A 16445-nucleotide genomic window follows, 5' to 3' on the forward strand; every position below is an offset into this window, starting at 1 on the left:
TCCAGCCAAACACCATTCCGGCGCGGAGGCAACGGCGACCGTCCGGCCGGTCGAGTGGGGTAAGGTTCGCGAACCGCGGAGGGCGGGCGGATGCCGCGTCAGGCGGCGTTGCTCGCGGCGTGCGGCGTTCCGACGTGCTCGAAGAGGTACGTGCGCACGAGGCTGCGAGCCTCCTCGAGGTACCCGGGGTCGCCGTCGATGCTCCGCTCGAAGGCCCGGTTGATCAGCGAGTGACCGACCTCGAGCGCGATGCCGAGGCGGAACCGGAGCTCTGCCGCCTCGAGTTCGACGTCGAACTCGCTCGCGATCAACTGCGCCATCCGGGTGGCGAATTCGGGCTCGTCGTCGTCGGCACGGTCGCGGCGTCCGGCGTGCACGACGGCGAAGCCGGGCTCGTCCCGGTACATCGCGACGCAGGCGTCGAGCGCCAGGTCGATGGTGTCCCACCAGGTGGCGGGCGCGGTGCGCTCCATGTCGTCGACGACGCGCTCGCGATAGCGGCGGATGGCACGTTCGCGGAGCGCGTCCACGACGGCGACGCGGTCGGGGAAGTACCGGTAGACGGTGCCGATGGAGGCTCCGGCGCGCTCGGCCACCATCTGCGTCGTGAGCCGTTCGAAGCCGGACTCGTCGACGATGTCGGCGGCGGCGTCCAGCAGCGCGTCGAGACGCTGCGAACTCCGACGTTGGGTCGGCTCGGTGCGGACTGAGCGCTTCCTGCTCGAATCGGCCCCGAGGATCAGGTCGACATTCGGCACGGAACCTCCTCAGATTGCGGGCTCCACTCTACCTGTCGGGAGCTGCTTCGAAGACCACGGTGCGGGCCCGTTTCGTCCGGGGCATCCGGCCATGACAGACTGAGTGGATGCCGGCGAGCCCCCCTGATCCGGCCGGATCCCGAGAGCGCGAGGTCCGGCATCGTGCCGCGCGCGTCGAGGACTGGATCCACGACCTGCACGTGCGCTGGGCGCGGTGGCGCGGGCAGGTGCCCACGGTCGTCCCGTACACGGGCTACGGCTCGACCGAATGGGTCCGCGTGCTCTGCCGGGTGCTGCTCAGCCGCCCGATCGCCGAGGACGAGCCCTCCCCCCGACGTCGACGTCGGGGCGAGCAGGGCATCCGCGGCTGGCGCAGCTTCACCAGCGCGCCCGTCGGGGACGTCCCGGTCATGATCGACATCGCCGGCCAGCGCATCGAGGTCCTCGCCGACCGCGGCGGCGTCGTCGACACCCGCATCCCGGTCTCGCTGGTGCCGGGATGGCATCAAGCCACGCTCACGACGGCCGGCGCGCAACCGGTCGAGGCGCCGATCCAGGTGCTGCCGCCCGACGCCTCCTTCGGCATCATCTCCGACGTCGACGACACCGTCATGGTCACGGCGCTGCCGCGGCCGTTCGTGGCATTCTGGAACACGTTCGTGCTCGACGAGCACGCGCGCATCCCGACGCAGGGCATGGCGGTGCTCTACGACCGCCTCGTCCGGGCGCACCCAGGGGTCCCGATCATCTACCTCTCTACGGGCGCCTGGAACGTGGCTCCCACGCTCACCCGCTTCCTCTCGCGCAACCTCTATCCCCCGGGTCCGCTGCTCCTGACCGATTGGGGGCCGACGCATGATCGGTGGTTCCGGAGCGGTCGGGCGCACAAGGAGGAGAACCTGCGTCGTCTCGCCGGGGAGTTCCCCGACATCCGGTGGCTGCTGATCGGCGACGACGGCCAGCACGACGAGGCGATCTACGCCGAGTTCGCCGCCGAGCACCCCGAGAACGTCGCGGCCATCGCCATCCGGACCCTGTCGACGGGCGAGGCGGTGCTCGCCGGCGGTCGGGCCAAGGCCGACCTCGAGGGCGTGCAGGCCCCATGGGTCTCCGCGAGCGACGGGTCGACCCTCGCCGATCGCCTGACCGGCGCCGGCATCCTCTGAGCCCGCTGTTCCCTCGCGAGGCGATTGCCTCTGCAACGGGGCGCGACGGCTCGTACCGCGCCTCGGCGTGCGGGCCGGGCTCGGTTCAGGCGGCGACGGGTGCCGCGTCGCGGTCGCGACGCCGGCGCAGCTCGACGAGGCCGCGGTTGACCTGCCTGGCCCACGCCGGGCCGCGATAGATGAACGCGGAGTAGCCCTGCACGAGGGTGGCGCCGGCGTCCAGGCGCTCCTGCACGTCCTCAGCGGTCTCCACTCCGCCCACCGAGATGACGCACAGCCCGGCGGGAACGTGCTCGCGGACGAGCCTCAGCACCTCGAGCGACCTCGCGGCCAATGGCGCTCCGGAGAGCCCGCCGGCCCCGATGCGCTCGACCTCCGCCGACGACGCGGTCAGTCCCGTGCGCGCGATGGTGGTGTTCGTCGCGATGATGCCGTCGAGGCCGAGCCTGGTGGCGAGCTCGCAGATGCGGACCACCTCGTCGTCGGCGAGGTCGGGTGCGATCTTCACGAGGAGCGGCGTCCGCCCCGCTGCCGCGCGGACGGCCTCGAGCAGCGGCGCGAGGGCGTCCAACTCCTGCAGGCCGCGGAGCCCCGGGGTGTTGGGCGAGCTCACGTTCACCACGAGGTAGTCGGCGTACGGCGCCAGCACCTTGGTGCTGCGCTCGTAGTCGGAGACGGCGTCCTCGACGGCGGTGATCCGGCTCTTGCCGATGTTGACGCCGAGCACGGGTCGGTGGCGACGACGCGCCAGGCGCGAGAGGCGCCCGACCGCGGCATCCGCACCGCCGTTGTTGAAGCCCATGCGATTGATGAGGGCGCGATCGCGCACGAGGCGGAACAGGCGGGGGCGGTCGTTGCCCGGCTGCGGCACGGCGGTGATGGTGCCGACCTCGACGTGGCCGAAGCCCAGGTTGCCGAGGCCTCGGACCGCGAAGCCGTCCTTGTCGAACCCGGCGGCGACACCGAAGGGCGACGCGAAGCGGAGGCCGAGCGCCTCGACCGCCAATGACTCGCTCGGCCTCGTGAACGACTCGACCACCCGGCCGAGGCCGAGGGTGGGGAGCATGCGGATGACCCGGAACGCGAGGTGATGCGCGTCCTCGGGGTCCATGCGCGAGAAGACGAGGGAGAAGAGGAGAGGATACATGCGGCTTTCAGGGTAGCGGAGCGTGCCGGGCGGCCTGCGGCCCGGTCATTCGACGGGACGAGCGGGAAGCCGGCCGTGCACCTCGCGCAGTTGCCCGATCGCGGTCTCGAAGTCGTCGAGGGACTCGAACGCCTGGTAGACGCTCGCGAAGCGCAGGTAGGCGACCTCGTCGAGATCGCGGAGCGGCGGCAGGATGGCGAGGCCGATGTCGTTCGCCTCGATCTGCGAGGCGCCGGTCGAGCGGATGGTCTCCTCGACGGTCTGCGCGAGCATCGCGAGATCGGAGTCGGTCACGGGTCGGCCCTGGCAGGCCTTCTTGACGCCGAGGACGACCTTCTCGCGGCTGAACGGCTCGGTGACGCCGCTGCGCTTGATGACCGAGAGGCTCGCGGTCTCGGTGGTGGAGAACCGCCCGCCGCACTCTGGGCACTGCCTGCGGCGACGGATCGAGAGCCCGTCGTCGCTCGTGCGGGAATCGATGACGCGGGAATCCGAGTGACGGCAGAACGGACAGTACATGGTGAGCCAAGCCTAGCGGCCCGTCCGAACCCCTCGGATGCGGTGCGTCGGCCTCACGGCCGGATCACACCCGACCGGCCTCCCCGCCGTCACCGCTCGAATCGAGCGGTGACCGCCTCGCCGTGCGCCGGCAGGTCCTCCTCGGCGGAGAGCGCCGCCACGACCGGGGCCACCTCGCGCAAGGCCGACTCGTCGTAGCGCACGACCTGCTGCGGTCGCAGGAACGTGGCCGCGGACAGTCCGGCGACGTGACGGGCGGTGCCCCCCGTGGGCAGGACGTGATTCGAGCCGGCCGCGTAGTCGCCGAGGCTCACGGGCGAGTGCGGGCCGATGAAGATCGCCCCTGCGTTATCGATGCCGGCGAGCACGGCATCGGCGTCGACGACCTGGATCTCGAGGTGCTCTGGACCGAACGCATTCGTGAAGGCCGCGGCCTGCTCGAGGTCGTCGACGAGGACCAGGGCGGACTGCGGACCCGTGATCGCCTGCCGCACGCGCTCGCCGTGCTTCGTCGCCGCCACACGCACCTCGAGCCTCGCCATGACGGCCTCGGCCAGTTCGACCGAGTCGGTGACGAGCACGGATGCCGCGAGCTCGTCGTGCTCGGCCTGGCTGACGAGGTCGGCGGCGACGAAGTCGGGGTCGGCGCCGGCATCCGCGATGACCAGGATGTCGGTGGGACCGGCCTCCGCGTCGATGCCCGTGACCCCGGCGACGAGGCGCTTCGCGGCAGCGACGAAGACGTTGCCCGGCCCGGTCACGCGTTGCACCGGTTCGAGCCCGAGGTCCGGCACGCCGTAGGCGAAGGCGCCGATCGCGCCCGCGCCGCCCATGGCGTACACCTCGTCGACGCCCAGGAGCGCCGCGACCGCCGCGATGGTGGGGTGGATGCGCCCGTCGTGGTCGGACTGCGGCGGGGACGCCAGGGCGATCGAACGCACGCCCGCCGCCTGCGCGGGAACGACGTTCATGACCACGCTCGAGGGGTAGACCGCCTTGCCGCCGGGAACGTAGAGCCCCACGCGGTCGACCGGCTGCCAGCGCTGCTCGACCACGGCCCCCGGCGCGAGCACGGTGACGACGGGCACGGGGACCTGTGCCATGCTCGCCTCGCGGACGCGGGCGATCGTGGACTCGACGGCCGCGCGCACCTCGGGGTCGAGCGCCACGAGCGCGTCGCGCAGCTGCTCGGCCGGAACGCGGACCGTCGCGGGACGCACCCCGTCGAACCGCTCCGCCTGGTCGAGCAAAGCCTGCTCCCCGTGCTCGCGGACCTCGTCGATGATGCGCCCGGCGGGCGCGAGGGCCGCCGTGACATCGGTCTCGGCGCGCGGAACGAGGGCCAGGAGTTCGGACGCGGTCGGACGCGTGCCGCGGAGGTCGAGTGTGCGGAGCATGATCACCAATCGTACCGGCCGCGTCGGCACGGGCCCGAGGCATCCCCCGTCACACGAGGCAGTTGGGCCCGAGCAGGCTCTTCAGTTCGCCGTAGAAGTCGGCGGTCACCTTGACCGGGTACTGGGGCACCTCGAAGACCCGGCCGGCCCGGCCCTTCGTCAGGGTGATCCGGACCTCCGTCTCCCCGCGATGGCGCACGAGCACCTCACGGAGCGCGTGGGTGGTCTCATGCGTCGCCCGGTGGTCGGGAATCGTGATTCTCACGATCCCGGATTCATCGTTCTGACCGAGTTCGGGGGTGAACACGCTGAACGCGTGCAGGTTCATGCCGTCATCGCGCATGCTGACGCGACCCCGGACGACGGCGATCGAGTCGGCCTGCAGCCCCGGCGCGAACTCCTGGTACGCCTTGCCCATGAACATGACGGTGATCTCGCCCGAGAAGTCCTCGACCGTGATCATGCCGTACTGGTTGCCCGACGACTTCGCGATGCGGTGCTGCACGCTCGTGACGAGCCCGGCGACCACGACCGTCTCGCCGTCCTGCGTCGAGTCGGACGTGGTGAGGTCGAGGATCGAGGACGACGCGTGCTTCGCGAGCGGCACCTCCAGCCCGTCGAGGGGATGCTCCGACACGTACAGCCCGAGCATCTCGCGCTCGAAGGCGAGCTTCTGCTTCTTCGGCCATTCGGGCCGATCGGGGACGAGGGAGGGCACGGCGTCGCGTTCGTGGTCGTCGAAGAGGCTGTCGAAGTCGAATCCGATGTCGCCCACCTCTTCGGCGCGCTTCTCCTTGACGACGGACTCGACCGCGCCCTCGTGGATCTCGACGAGCGAGCGTCGCGTGTGACCGAGCGAGTCGAACGCCCCGGCCTTGACCAGGGATTCGACCGTGCGCTTGTTCGCGACCGGCAGCGGGCACTTCTTCAGGAAGTCGTGGAACGACTCGAACCGGCCCTTCGCGTCGCGGGCCCCACGGATCGCATCGACGACGTTGAATCCGACGTTGCGCACGGCGCCCATGCCGAACCGGATGTCCTCGCCGACGGCCGCGAAGTAGCCGATGGACTCGTTCACGTCGGGCGGCAGCACCTTGATGCCCATGCGCCGGCATTCGTTGAGGTACAGCGCGAGCTTGTCGCGGGCGTCGCCGACGCTCGTGAGCAGGGCCGCCATGTACTCGGCCGGGTAGTGCGCCTTGAGGTACGCCGTCCAGTAGCTCAGCACCCCGTACGCGGCCGAGTGCGCCTTGTTGAAGGCGTAGTCGGAGAACGGGAGCAGGATCTCCCAGAGCTTCTGGATCGCGGCATCCGAGTAGCCGTTGGCCTTCATGCCGCCGGAGAAGCCCTCGTACTGCTTGTCGAGCTCGGACTTCTTCTTCTTGCCCATGGCGCGCCGCAGGATGTCGGCCTGGCCGAGCGAGAAGCCGGCGACCTTCTGCGCGATCGCCATGACCTGCTCCTGGTAGATGATCAGGCCGTAGCTCGTGTCGAGGATCTCCCGCAGGGACTCTTCGAACTCGGGGTGGATCGGGGTGATCTCCTGCAACCCGTTCTTGCGGAGCGCATAGTTGATGTGCGAGTTGGCACCCATGGGGCCCGGGCGGTACAGCGCGATGACGGCCGAGATGTCCTCGAAGTTGTCGGGCTTCATCTGGCGCAGCAGCGAGCGCATCGGCCCGCCGTCGAGCTGGAACACGCCGAGGGTGTCGCCCTTGCCGAGCAGCTCGTACGCACCCGGGTCGTCGAGCGCGAGGTCTTCGAGCACCGGGCGGAAGCCCCGGTTCGCCTCGATGTTGTCGAGCGCGTCATCGATGATCGTCAGGTTGCGCAACCCGAGGAAGTCCATCTTGATCAGGCCGAGCGACTCGCACGCGGGGTAGTCGAACTGCGTGACGATCTGGCCGTCCTGCTCGCGCTTCATGATCGGGATGATGTCGATCAGCGGGTCGCTCGACATGATCACGCCCGCGGCGTGCACGCCCCACTGGCGCTTGAGGTTCTCGAGCCCGAGCGCCGTCTCGAAGACCGTCTTCGCCTCGGGGTCGGTCTCGACGATCGCCCGGATGTCGGCGGCTTCCTTGTAGCGCGGATGCTTCGTGTCGAAGATGCCGGTCAGCGGGATGTCCTTGCCCATGACGGCCGGGGGCATCGCCTTCGTGAGCTTCTCGCCCATCGAGAACGGGAACCCGAGCACGCGACCGGAGTCCTTCAGGGCCTGCTTCGCCTTGATCGTGCCGTAGGTCACGATCTGCGCGACGCGCTCGTCGCCGTACTTCTCGGTGACGTACTTGATGACCTCGCCGCGGCGACGCTCGTCGAAGTCGACGTCGAAGTCGGGCATGGAGACGCGGTCGGGGTTCAGGAACCGCTCGAAGATGAGGCCGTGCTGCAGCGGGTCGAGGTCGGTGATGCGCATCGCGTACGCGGCCATCGAGCCGGCGCCGGAACCGCGGCCGGGACCCACCCGGATGCCGTTGTTCTTGGACCAGTTGATGAAGTCCGCGACCACGAGGAAGTAGCCGGGGAACCCCATCTGCGAGATGACGCCGACCTCGTAGTCGGCCTGCTTGCGCACGGCGTCGGGGATCCCGTCGGGGTAGCGCACGTGCAGTCCCCGCTCGACCTCCTTCACGAACCAGCTCTGCTCGTCTTCGCCCTCGGGCACCGGGAAGCGGGGCATGTAGTTGGCGCTCGTGTTGAACTTCACGTCGCAGCGCTCGGCGATGAGCAGCGTGTTGTCGCACGCCTCGGGATAGTCGCGGAAGACCTGCCGCATCTCCGCCGCGGTCTTCAGGTAGAACTCGTCGGCGTCGAACTTGAACCGGTTGGGGTCGTCGAGGGTGGAGCCCGACTGGACGCAGAGCAGGGCGGCATGGCTCTTCGCGTCGTGCGCATGCGTGTAGTGCAGGTCGTTCGTCGCCACGAGCGGGAGGTCGAGCTGCTTCGCCAAGCGGTGCAGGTCGGACATGATGCGGCGCTCGATGCCGAGACCGTGGTCCATGATCTCGGCGAAGTAGTTCTCCTTGCCGAAGATGTCGCGGAAGTCGGATGCCGCCTTCAGCGCCTCGTCGTACTGCCCGAGCCGCAGCCGGGTCTGCACCTCGCCGGAGGGGCATCCGGTGGTCGCGATGAGCCCGGAGGCGTAGGTCGAGAGGAGTTCCCGGTCCATGCGGGGCTTGAAGTAGTAGCCCTCGAGCGAGGCACGGCTCGAGAGCCGGAAGAGGTTGTGCATGCCCTCGGTGCTCTGCGAGAGCAGCGTCATGTGCGTATAGGCACCGGAGCCGGAGACGTCGTCGCCGCCGCCGGAACCCCAGCGGATCCGGGTCTTGTCGCCGCGATGCGTGCCCGGCGTGACGTACGCCTCGGTGCCGATGATGGGCTTGATGCCGGCGTCGGTCGCCTGCTTCCAGAAGTCGTAGGCGCCGAACACGTTGCCATGGTCAGTGACGGCGACGGCGGGCATGCCCTGCTCGGCCGCGGCGGAGACGAGTTCACCGACCCGGGCCGCACCGTCGAGCATGGAGTACTCGCTGTGCACGTGCAGGTGGACGAAGGAATCGGTGGCCACTGGGCTCCTCTTCGGATGCTGCGGGGTGGTTCTCGGGGGCGCGTTCGAGTCTACGGCGACCGGGCGTCAGTGCCGCCGAATCACTCGGCGCGGAGCGATTCGAGGGCCGCCGCGAGGTCGGCCGGGTACTCGGACTCGAAGGTGACCCAGTCGCCCGTCGCGGGATGCGTGAGCGAGAGCCGGTGCGCGTGCAGCCACTGCCGTGCGAGGCCGAGGCGCGCCGAGATGGTGGGGTCGGCCCCGTACATGGCGTCGCCCACGCACGGATGCCGCTGGGCGGCCATGTGCACGCGGATCTGGTGGGTGCGGCCGGTCTCGAGGTGGACCTCGAGCAGGGAGGCATAGGGGAACGCCTCGAGCGTCTCGTAGTGGGTCACGGCGTGCTTGCCACCCGCGACGACCGCGAACTTCCACTCGGAACGCGGATGCCGCCCGACCGGGGCGTCGATCGTGCCCGCGAGCGGATCGGGGTGTCCCTGCACGACCGTGTGGTAGACCTTCTCGACCTCGCGGTCGTGGAACTGCCGCTTGAGCTCGGTGTAGGCCCGCTCCGACTTCGCCACGACCATGAGCCCGCTGGTGCCGGCGTCGAGCCGGTGGACGATGCCCTGGCGCTCGGGGGCGCCGGATGTCGAGATCCGGAAGCCCGCGGCCGCGAGGGCGCCGACCACGGTCGGGCCCTCCCAGCCGAGCGACGGGTGCGCGGCGACGCCCGCCGGCTTGTCGACGACGACGAGGTCGTCGTCATCGTGGATGATGCCGAGGTCGGGAACCGCGATCGGCACGACCTCGACGCTGCGCGGCGGCTCCCAGCTCACCTCGAGCCAGCTGCCGGCGTGGAGCCGGTCGGACTTGTCGGCGGTGCGGCCGTCGAGCGTGACGCCGCCGGACGCCGCGACCTCGGCCGCCTGCGTCCGCGAGAAGCCGAGCAGCTTCGCGAGGCCCTGGTCGACGCGGATGCCTTCGAGGCCATCCGGTACCGGGAGGGAACGGTACTCCATGTTCGCGTCAGGCCTCGCGGACGACCGGCGCGACGCCGCCCGGCTCACCGTCAGCCTCGACCGCATCGCTCGGCCGCTCGTCGGCCGCCCGCTTGGATTCCCGCGACCCGTCGAGGCCGACGCCGCGGATGGTGAGGACCATGAAGAGCACCATGCTCGAGACGATCGCCATGTCGGCGACGTTGTAGATGGCGGGGATCAGCCAGGGCGTGGACACGAAGTCGACGACATGCCCCAAGCCGAAGCCGGGTTCGCGGAAGAGACGATCGGTGAGGTTGCCCAGGACGCCGCCGAGCAGGAGCCCGAAGACGAGCCCCCACGCGACGGACCTGATGCGCCGTGCGAACCAGATGATGAAGGTGATGACGCCGGCTGCGAGGATCGTGAAGATCCACGTCATGCCGCTCGCCAGCGAGAACGCCGCTCCCGGGTTGCGGACGAAGTGCCATTGCAGCACCTCGCCCAGCACCGGGACCGTCTCCCCCTCAGTGAGGTTGGAGACGACGAGGAACTTGCTCAGTTGGTCGAACCCGTAGACCGTGAGGGCAGCGAGAACGAGGACGACGAGGGCGGTTGTTGCTCCGGCCTTCGTGCGCCGCTCAGACTCCAAAGCCCTGGAAGGTGGGCGCGGGCGCCTGCTCGTTCGAAACCGGAGCGTGGTAGCCCTGGTTGTCGGGCATCGACACCGGCGCGGCGGTGTCGAGGTCGCGCAGCTGGCCCTCGATGTAGCTCTTCAGCTTCTGGCGGTACTCGCGCTCGAACAGGCGGAGGCCGTCGACGCGCTTCTCGAGCGCCTGGCGCTCCTGGTCGAGCACGCCGATCTGGGCGCGCTGCTTGGCCTCGGCCTCGGCGACGACGCGTGCGGCCGTGGCGTGGCCCTCGGCGATGAGCGCATCGCGCTTCTCGATGCCCTCGCGGACATGCTCCTCGTGGAGGCGGCGTGCGAGCTGGAGCAGGTTCGTCGTGCTGGTCTGCTCGTCGAGCTCCGACTGCGGCGCCGGTGCGGGCACCGTGACCGCGACCGTCGCCGGCTGGGGCGTGGGCTCGGCGTAGACGGGCGCAGGAGCCTGTGCGGCGGGCGCGGACGCGGCCGACTTGGCGGCCTCTGCGGCCCGGGCCTCGGCGGCCGACACGCGCTGGCGCAGCTCTTCGTTCTCCTGATTCAGTCGACGAAGCTCGACGACGACCTCGTCGAGGAAGTCGTCGACCTCATCCTGGTCGTACCCCTCGCGGAACTTCGTCGCCTGGAAGCGCTTGTTGACCACATCTTCCGGAGTTAGCGCCATGGCTTCTCACCCTCACATCTTCGAACTGTTCGTTGCGTTCTGCTAAACGGTAGCAAAGTCCACTCGGTTCCCCCAGTATCGGGGTCATGCTGTGCCTCGGGTTCGCAGGAGATCGTCAGGCGACCGCTGCGAGCCACGATACGACGGTCATGGCGATGATCACGACGAGCATCGCGAGCGACCAGCCGAGATCGAGCGCCACCTGCCCGATGCGGATCGGCGGGATCAGCCGTCGGAAGAATCGGACGAGCGGGTCCGTGACGGAATACACCACCTCGACCACCACGAGCCAGGCGCCCTGCGGACGCCAGGATCGGTTGAAGGTTCGGATCAGGTCGAGCACGAAGCGCGCCCACATCACGAAGAAGTAGATGACGAGCAGCGTGTAGAGGATGCTCCAGACGACGGACAGCGCAGCCACCGCCGCTACGCGTGCGTGAAGAACGACGCGTCGACGTCGCCTTCGGCTTCACCGGTCTCCCCCGAGACCACGACATGCGACGGAGACAGCAGGAAGACCTTGCTCGTGACTCGTTCGATCTTGCCGTGCAGGCCCTGAGACAGCCCGCTGGCGAAGTCGATGAGCCGGCGCGCGTCGGCGTCGGACATCTGCGAGAGGTTGATGATGACCGGGACTCCCTCGCGGAAGGACTCGGCGATGACCTGCGCGTCGCGGTACTGACGCGGGTGCACGGTGAGGATCTCGTTCATCTCCGCCTGCGGTGTGCTCGGTTGGACAGTGTTCTTGCGGAGCGGCGTGACAGCCGCCCCGGTCTTCGGTGCCGGCGCAGCGTGCACGACCGGTGCCGCCGGCGCTGGTGCCGACGCTTCTCGGGTCTCGGTCTCGAACTCCTCGTCCGCGAGGCCGAGGTAGACCATGGTCTTCTTGAGCGGGTTTGACATCGCTGCCTCCGTCTATGTTCCGTCTCTTCGAGGCTAACCGGCGACCGGACGATTGCCGGTGATTGCGGTGCCGATCCGAAGGTGTGTCGCGCCTTCGGCGACAGCATCCTCAAGGTCGTGGCTCATGCCCATCGAGAGGTCGGTCGCCGTCGGCTCACGCGGACGGACGACCGTCTCGGAGAGCTCGCGGACGCGCGCGAACGCGGGCCCGGCGGGCTGCTCGAGCGGGGCCACCGCCATGAGTCCTCGAAGCCGCAGCCCCGGCGTCGCCAGCACGTGCTCCACGAGCGCGGGGAGCTCCGCCTCGGCGACGCCTCCGCGCCCTGGGTCGTCGGTGAGGTTGACCTGCACGAATGCGTCCACGGATGTCTCGTCCGACCGGAGCGCGTCGACGAGGGCCGGCCGGTCGACCGAGTGGATCGCCCGCGCATATGCACGGACCTGCCTTGCCTTCTTGCTCTGCAGTTGGCCGATGAAGTGCCAGGTCAGGTCCAGGTCCGCGAGTTCGCGGGCCTTCGCCTGCGCCTCCTGGTGGCGGTTCTCACCGATGTCCGAGACGCCGAGCGTCGCGAGGTCGCGCACGAGCGATGCCGGATGGAACTTGGTCACGACGATGGTCGTGATCCCGCTCGCATCCCGCCCCGCGCGCCTCGCAGCCGACCCGACCCGGTCGCGGACCGCGAGCAGGCGCTCTCGGAGGCGATCGAGGTCCTGGCCGGCGTGCTCGGAGCTCACTTCAGGAAGTCTGGGATGTCGAGGTCGTCGTCGGCCGCGTCGAAGGCGGGATCGCTCACGATCTGGTCCGCCGTCGAGGTCTCGGCGCCGCCCCAGTTCGCCGTCTCGACGAGTTCGTCGATGTCGATCTCGCCGATCACGTCGGCCGAGTCCGCACCGGAGGAGGCTGCACCGCCGATCGCGGCGGCGCCGACGGCCGCGGGGACGAGGTGCTCGCGGCGGACCTCGACGGGCTTGGCACCGGGCTCGCCCCCGTCGAAGCCCGCGGCGATGACGGTCACGCGGACCTCGTCGCCGAGGGTGTCGTCGATGACCGCGCCGAAGATGATGTTCGCCTCGGGGTGCACGGCCTCCTGCACGAGGCGCGCCGCATCGTTGATCTCGAAGATTCCGAGGTTCGAACCACCCTGGATCGAGAGCAGCACGCCGTGCGCGCCGTCGATGGACGCCTCGAGCAGCGGACTCGCGACCGCGAGCTCGGCGGCCTTGATGGCACGGTCCGCTCCCCTGGAGGAGCCGATGCCCATGAGCGCCGAGCCGGCTCCCTGCATGACCGACTTGACGTCGGCGAAGTCGAGGTTGATGAGGCCGGGCGTCGTGATGAGATCGGTGATGCCCTGCACACCGGCGAGGAGGACCTGGTCGGCCGTGGCGAACGCCTCGAGCATCGAGATGCCGCGATCGCTGATCTCGAGCAGTCGGTCGTTCGGCACCACGATGAGGGTGTCGACCTCTTCCTTCAGGCGCGCGACGCCCTGCTCGGCCTGGGTCTGGCGACGCTTGCCCTCGAAGCCGAACGGCTTGGTGACCACACCGATGGTGAGCGCGCCGATCGACTTCGCGATGCGCGCGACCACCGGCGCGCCGCCCGTGCCTGTTCCACCGCCTTCGCCGGCCGTGACGAAGACCATGTCAGCGCCCGCGAGGGCCTCTTCGATCTCTTCCGCATGGTCTTCGGCTGCTCGACGGCCGACCTCGGGGTCGGCGCCGGCGCCGAGTCCCCGGGTGAGGTCGCGGCCGACATCGAGCTTGACGTCGGCGTCGCTCATGAGCAGCGCCTGGGCGTCGGTGTTGATCGCGATGAACTCGACGCCCCGAAGGCCGAGTTCGATCATGCGGTTGACGGCGTTGACGCCGCCGCCGCCGATACCGACGACCTTGATGACGGCGAGGTAGTTCTGGTTAGTCGACATCTCCGGCCCTTCGTGCGAACTCTGAACTTTGAACCTCAAGTCGAGGGTTAAAGTCTTGCCGAGTATGCAATTCCTGTGTTCGAAGATAGGCGGACTCCGCCGCTCGTACGGCACGGCACGCGGGCGTGTCGCGAACGCCCTTCATCGACGGCCGGCAGGGGAGGCCCAGCCGGCCGGCACGACGCATCCGTCAGCGCGTGACCGGGCTCATCGGTGCCGACACGTCGTACTGCGAGACCGTGCCGGGCGGCGCCGCGCGCATGAGCCCGGCGAGCACGACGGCCTTCAAGGACGACTGCTCGGCGCTCCCCCACACCACTCGCGCGTCACCGAGTTCGAGCAGCACGTCGTCGGCCGTCTCGGCGCTCGCACCGGTCAGGAGCCCGCGCACGTCCGCCGGGAGGCTCCGGACGACCGCGGCGATCGCCCGGAAGCCGTCGCCGGCCACGCCGTCCTCCACGCTGATGAGGGGCTGGCCCTCGGGACGCTCCGCCGGCCGGTCGATGACCACGCCCGCGGCATCCACGAGGGCCAGCCCGTCACCGGTCTCGATCACCCCGACCGGCGTGCGCTCGACCAGCCTGACGACGAGCGTGCCCGGCGGCACGGCCTCGACCTGATAGGTCTCGATGAGGGGGAACTCCGAGAGCGCACCCTGCACGTCATCGCGCGCGATCAGGGTCAGCGGCGTGCCCAGCATCGGGTCGAAGGCGTCCACGACGTCGGCCGCCGGCACCCTCGAGGCGCCCTCGACCCGAACCTCGCGCAGGGCCATGAGCGGCGAGTAGGCCCCGATGACGACGACGGCCACGAGCGCAACCAGCGTGCCGAGCGAGATGCCCCAGGCCCAACGTCGCCGTCGGGAGCGGACGGTGAAACGACGGACCTCGGCCCGTTCGTACCTCCGACGTTCCCGCGCTGCGGCGGCGACCGCACGCCGCGCCGCCCGTGCGCTGCGCCCCGTCGGCCCGGAGCCGGATGCGGCTGCCGGGTCAGCAGCAGGACGCTCGACCCCTCGAGCGTTCCCGACCGCGCCGGACTCCTCGCCACGCGAGCCGCCCACCCGGACCGCTTCGGTCGCCGTGGCGTCCACGGCGGGCTCGCGCGGAGGACGCGAGGGCGGGGCCGAGCTCGCCGCTGCTCCCGGCTGCGGACCAGGTGCGCGCGTCGGCGCCGCCGGCTTCGCGCCCGACTTCGCGCCGGCCGCGCTCGACCTCGGGCCCGGGCGAGGCTCCGTCGGCCGGTCGAATCCCTGCGGCCGCTTCACGCGGCGCGCATCCTCACCCGTGCTCCCGCTCGAGCGCGCCGAGCAGTTGGGGCACGATGCGGTACACGTCTCCGCAGCCGAGGGTGATCACGTAGTCGCCGGGTCGGGCGATGCGGGCGGTGTGGTCCGCGGCCTCCTGCCAGTCGGCGAGGAACGCCACGTGCGCGGCATCCGCGAACCGCTCGCTCACGAGCGCGCCGGTCACGCCGGGCACCGGGTCCTCGCGCGCACCGTACACGTCGAGGACGACCGTCTCGTCGGCGTACTCCTCCAGCACCTCCGCGAACTCCTTCGCGAAGGCCTGCGTACGACTGTAGGTGTGCGGCTGGTGCACGGCGATGATGCGACCCTCGCCCACGACGGTGCGCGCGGCCGACAGGGCGGCGGCGACCTCAGTGGGGTGATGGGCGTAATCGTCGTACACGCTCACGCCGTCGACGGTGCCGTGCAGCTCGAACCGCCGGCCGGTGCCGGAGAAGCCCTCGATGCCCGCGAGGGAGGCGGCGGGGTCGAACCCGAGTCCGACGAGCACCGCGAAGGCACCCGCCGCGTTGACCGCGTTGTGCCGCCCGGGCACCCGGAGGCGCGCCCGGTAGTCGACTCCCTCGTAGGAGACGCTGAACGCGACGGGACCGTCGGTGACGACCGAGTGCAGGCGAACGGTGGCCTCCGGCGCTTCGCCGAACGTGATCACGCGCTCGTTCGCAAGCCGCTCAGCGACCCGCACCGCACCCGCGTCGTCGCTGGAGATCACGACGAGCTCGCCCGCCCTGTCGGCGAAGTCGACGAACGCCTGCTCGAACGCGTCGCGGGAGCCGTAGTGGTCGAGGTGGTCGGGGTCGACGTTCGTGATGAGCGCCACGGCGGTGTCGTAGAGCAGGAACGATCCGTCGGACTCGTCGGCCTCGACGACGAACAACTCCCCCGCCCCGGCCGCGGAGCTCACCCCGAGATCGGCCAGGACCCCGCCGTTCACGAAGCTCGGGTCGGCGCCCAGCGCTCGCAGCGCGGTCACGATCATGCCGGTCGAGGTCGTCTTGCCGTGGGCCCCCGCCACGGAGACGAGCCGGCGCCCGGCGATCAGGGCGGCGAGGGCATGCGAGCGGTGCAGCACCGGCAGCCCGCGCGAGAGCGCGAGCTGGTACTCCGGGTTGTCCTGCCACAGGGCGCCCGTCACCACGACCGTGTCGACGTCGTCAGCGAGGTTCTCCGCCGCATGGCCGATGGCGATCTCGGCGCCGAGCTCGCGCAGGGCCGCGATGTTCGCGGAGTCACGGACGTCGGAGCCCGTCACGCGGTGCCCCTCGCCGATCAGGAGTCGGGCGATGCCGCTCATGCCCGAACCGCCGATGCCCACGAAGTGCACGGCTCCGAGGCTGGACGGGATCGGAGTGGAGAGATCGGGCTTGATGGTCACGAGGTTGCTTTCTTCGGGTGGCTGGAGCGGCGTCGGAGGTGCGGCGGATCAGGGTCTCGAGGACGGATGCCGCGGCATCCGCACG

15 protein-coding genes are annotated in these 16445 nt (G+C 70.1%); 1 reads left to right on the forward strand and 14 read right to left on the reverse strand.

From position 1 onward, the window contains the following. Nucleotides 1-98 precede the first annotated feature (98 nt). Entirely contained in the window at nucleotides 99-758 is a 660-nt protein-coding gene (locus GQQ95_RS04090; RefSeq protein WP_157426366.1) for a TetR/AcrR family transcriptional regulator, read from the reverse strand. A 107-nt stretch (nucleotides 759-865) separates the two neighbouring features. Here GQQ95_RS04090 and GQQ95_RS04095 point away from each other — a divergent pair, with 107 nt between their 5' ends. Further along, nucleotides 866-1924 (forward strand): App1 family protein phosphatidate phosphatase, encoded by a 1059-nt coding sequence (locus tag GQQ95_RS04095; RefSeq protein ID WP_157426367.1) that lies wholly within the window; start codon nucleotides 866-868, stop codon nucleotides 1922-1924. An 85-nt stretch (nucleotides 1925-2009) separates the two neighbouring features. Here the strand turns inward: GQQ95_RS04095 and GQQ95_RS04100 are convergent, their stop codons facing one another. The 13 genes from GQQ95_RS04100 to murC form a co-directional block, all read right to left on the reverse strand. Further along, nucleotides 2010-3071: a quinone-dependent dihydroorotate dehydrogenase gene (locus GQQ95_RS04100; protein WP_157426368.1), complete on the reverse strand. Its 1062-nt coding sequence runs from the start codon at nucleotides 3069-3071 to the stop codon at nucleotides 2010-2012. Between the two features lie 45 nt (nucleotides 3072-3116). Beyond that, nucleotides 3117-3590: a transcriptional regulator NrdR gene (gene nrdR / locus GQQ95_RS04105; RefSeq protein WP_157426369.1), complete on the reverse strand. Its 474-nt coding sequence runs from the start codon at nucleotides 3588-3590 to the stop codon at nucleotides 3117-3119. A gap of 89 nt (nucleotides 3591-3679) precedes the next feature. Next, a complete protein-coding gene (hisD, locus tag GQQ95_RS04110; protein ID WP_157426370.1) occupies nucleotides 3680-4987 on the reverse strand; it encodes a histidinol dehydrogenase in 1308 nt (435 codons plus the stop codon). Between the two features lie 49 nt (nucleotides 4988-5036). Then, on the reverse strand, nucleotides 5037-8510 hold the full coding sequence (gene dnaE / locus GQQ95_RS04115; RefSeq protein ID WP_246205179.1) for a DNA polymerase III subunit alpha: 3474 nt from the start codon (nucleotides 8508-8510) through the stop codon (nucleotides 5037-5039). Between the two features lie 128 nt (nucleotides 8511-8638). Then, nucleotides 8639-9559 (reverse strand): RluA family pseudouridine synthase, encoded by a 921-nt coding sequence (locus tag GQQ95_RS04120; RefSeq protein ID WP_157426372.1) that lies wholly within the window; start codon nucleotides 9557-9559, stop codon nucleotides 8639-8641. A gap of 7 nt (nucleotides 9560-9566) precedes the next feature. Then, the gene (gene lspA / locus GQQ95_RS04125) at nucleotides 9567-10169 is read right to left on the reverse strand and encodes a signal peptidase II (RefSeq protein WP_157426373.1); all 603 of its coding nucleotides are present in this window, start codon (nucleotides 10167-10169) and stop codon (nucleotides 9567-9569) included. Next, nucleotides 10159-10845 carry a DivIVA domain-containing protein gene (locus GQQ95_RS04130; protein WP_157426374.1) on the reverse strand — a complete coding sequence of 229 codons (687 nt, stop codon included), beginning with the start codon at nucleotides 10843-10845 and terminating at the stop codon, nucleotides 10159-10161. Before GQQ95_RS04130 ends, lspA begins: the two co-directional genes overlap by 11 nt. Before the next feature lie 115 nt (nucleotides 10846-10960). Continuing rightward, nucleotides 10961-11266 (reverse strand): YggT family protein, encoded by a 306-nt coding sequence (locus GQQ95_RS04135; protein ID WP_157426375.1) that lies wholly within the window; start codon nucleotides 11264-11266, stop codon nucleotides 10961-10963. 5 nt (nucleotides 11267-11271) lie between these two features. Beyond that, the gene (locus tag GQQ95_RS04140) at nucleotides 11272-11748 is read right to left on the reverse strand and encodes a cell division protein SepF (RefSeq protein ID WP_157426376.1); all 477 of its coding nucleotides are present in this window, start codon (nucleotides 11746-11748) and stop codon (nucleotides 11272-11274) included. Between the two features lie 33 nt (nucleotides 11749-11781). After that, nucleotides 11782-12483, reverse strand: a complete 702-nt coding sequence (locus GQQ95_RS04145; protein WP_157426377.1) for a YggS family pyridoxal phosphate-dependent enzyme — start codon at nucleotides 12481-12483, stop codon at nucleotides 11782-11784. After that, the gene (ftsZ, locus tag GQQ95_RS04150) at nucleotides 12480-13676 is read right to left on the reverse strand and encodes a cell division protein FtsZ (protein WP_157426378.1); all 1197 of its coding nucleotides are present in this window, start codon (nucleotides 13674-13676) and stop codon (nucleotides 12480-12482) included. The genes GQQ95_RS04145 and ftsZ overlap by 4 nt, the downstream gene beginning before the upstream one ends. 190 nt (nucleotides 13677-13866) lie before the next feature. Next, nucleotides 13867-14769, reverse strand: coding sequence for a cell division protein FtsQ/DivIB (locus tag GQQ95_RS04155; RefSeq protein WP_157426379.1), 903 nt, complete (start codon nucleotides 14767-14769; stop codon nucleotides 13867-13869). Between the two features lie 187 nt (nucleotides 14770-14956). Next, nucleotides 14957-16360, reverse strand: coding sequence for a UDP-N-acetylmuramate--L-alanine ligase (gene murC, locus GQQ95_RS04160; protein ID WP_157426380.1), 1404 nt, complete (start codon nucleotides 16358-16360; stop codon nucleotides 14957-14959). Nucleotides 16361-16445 lie beyond the last annotated feature (85 nt).

Origin of the sequence: Agromyces salentinus (genome assembly GCF_009749395.1) — a bacterium.
GTDB lineage: Bacteria > Actinomycetota > Actinomycetes > Actinomycetales > Microbacteriaceae > Agromyces > Agromyces salentinus.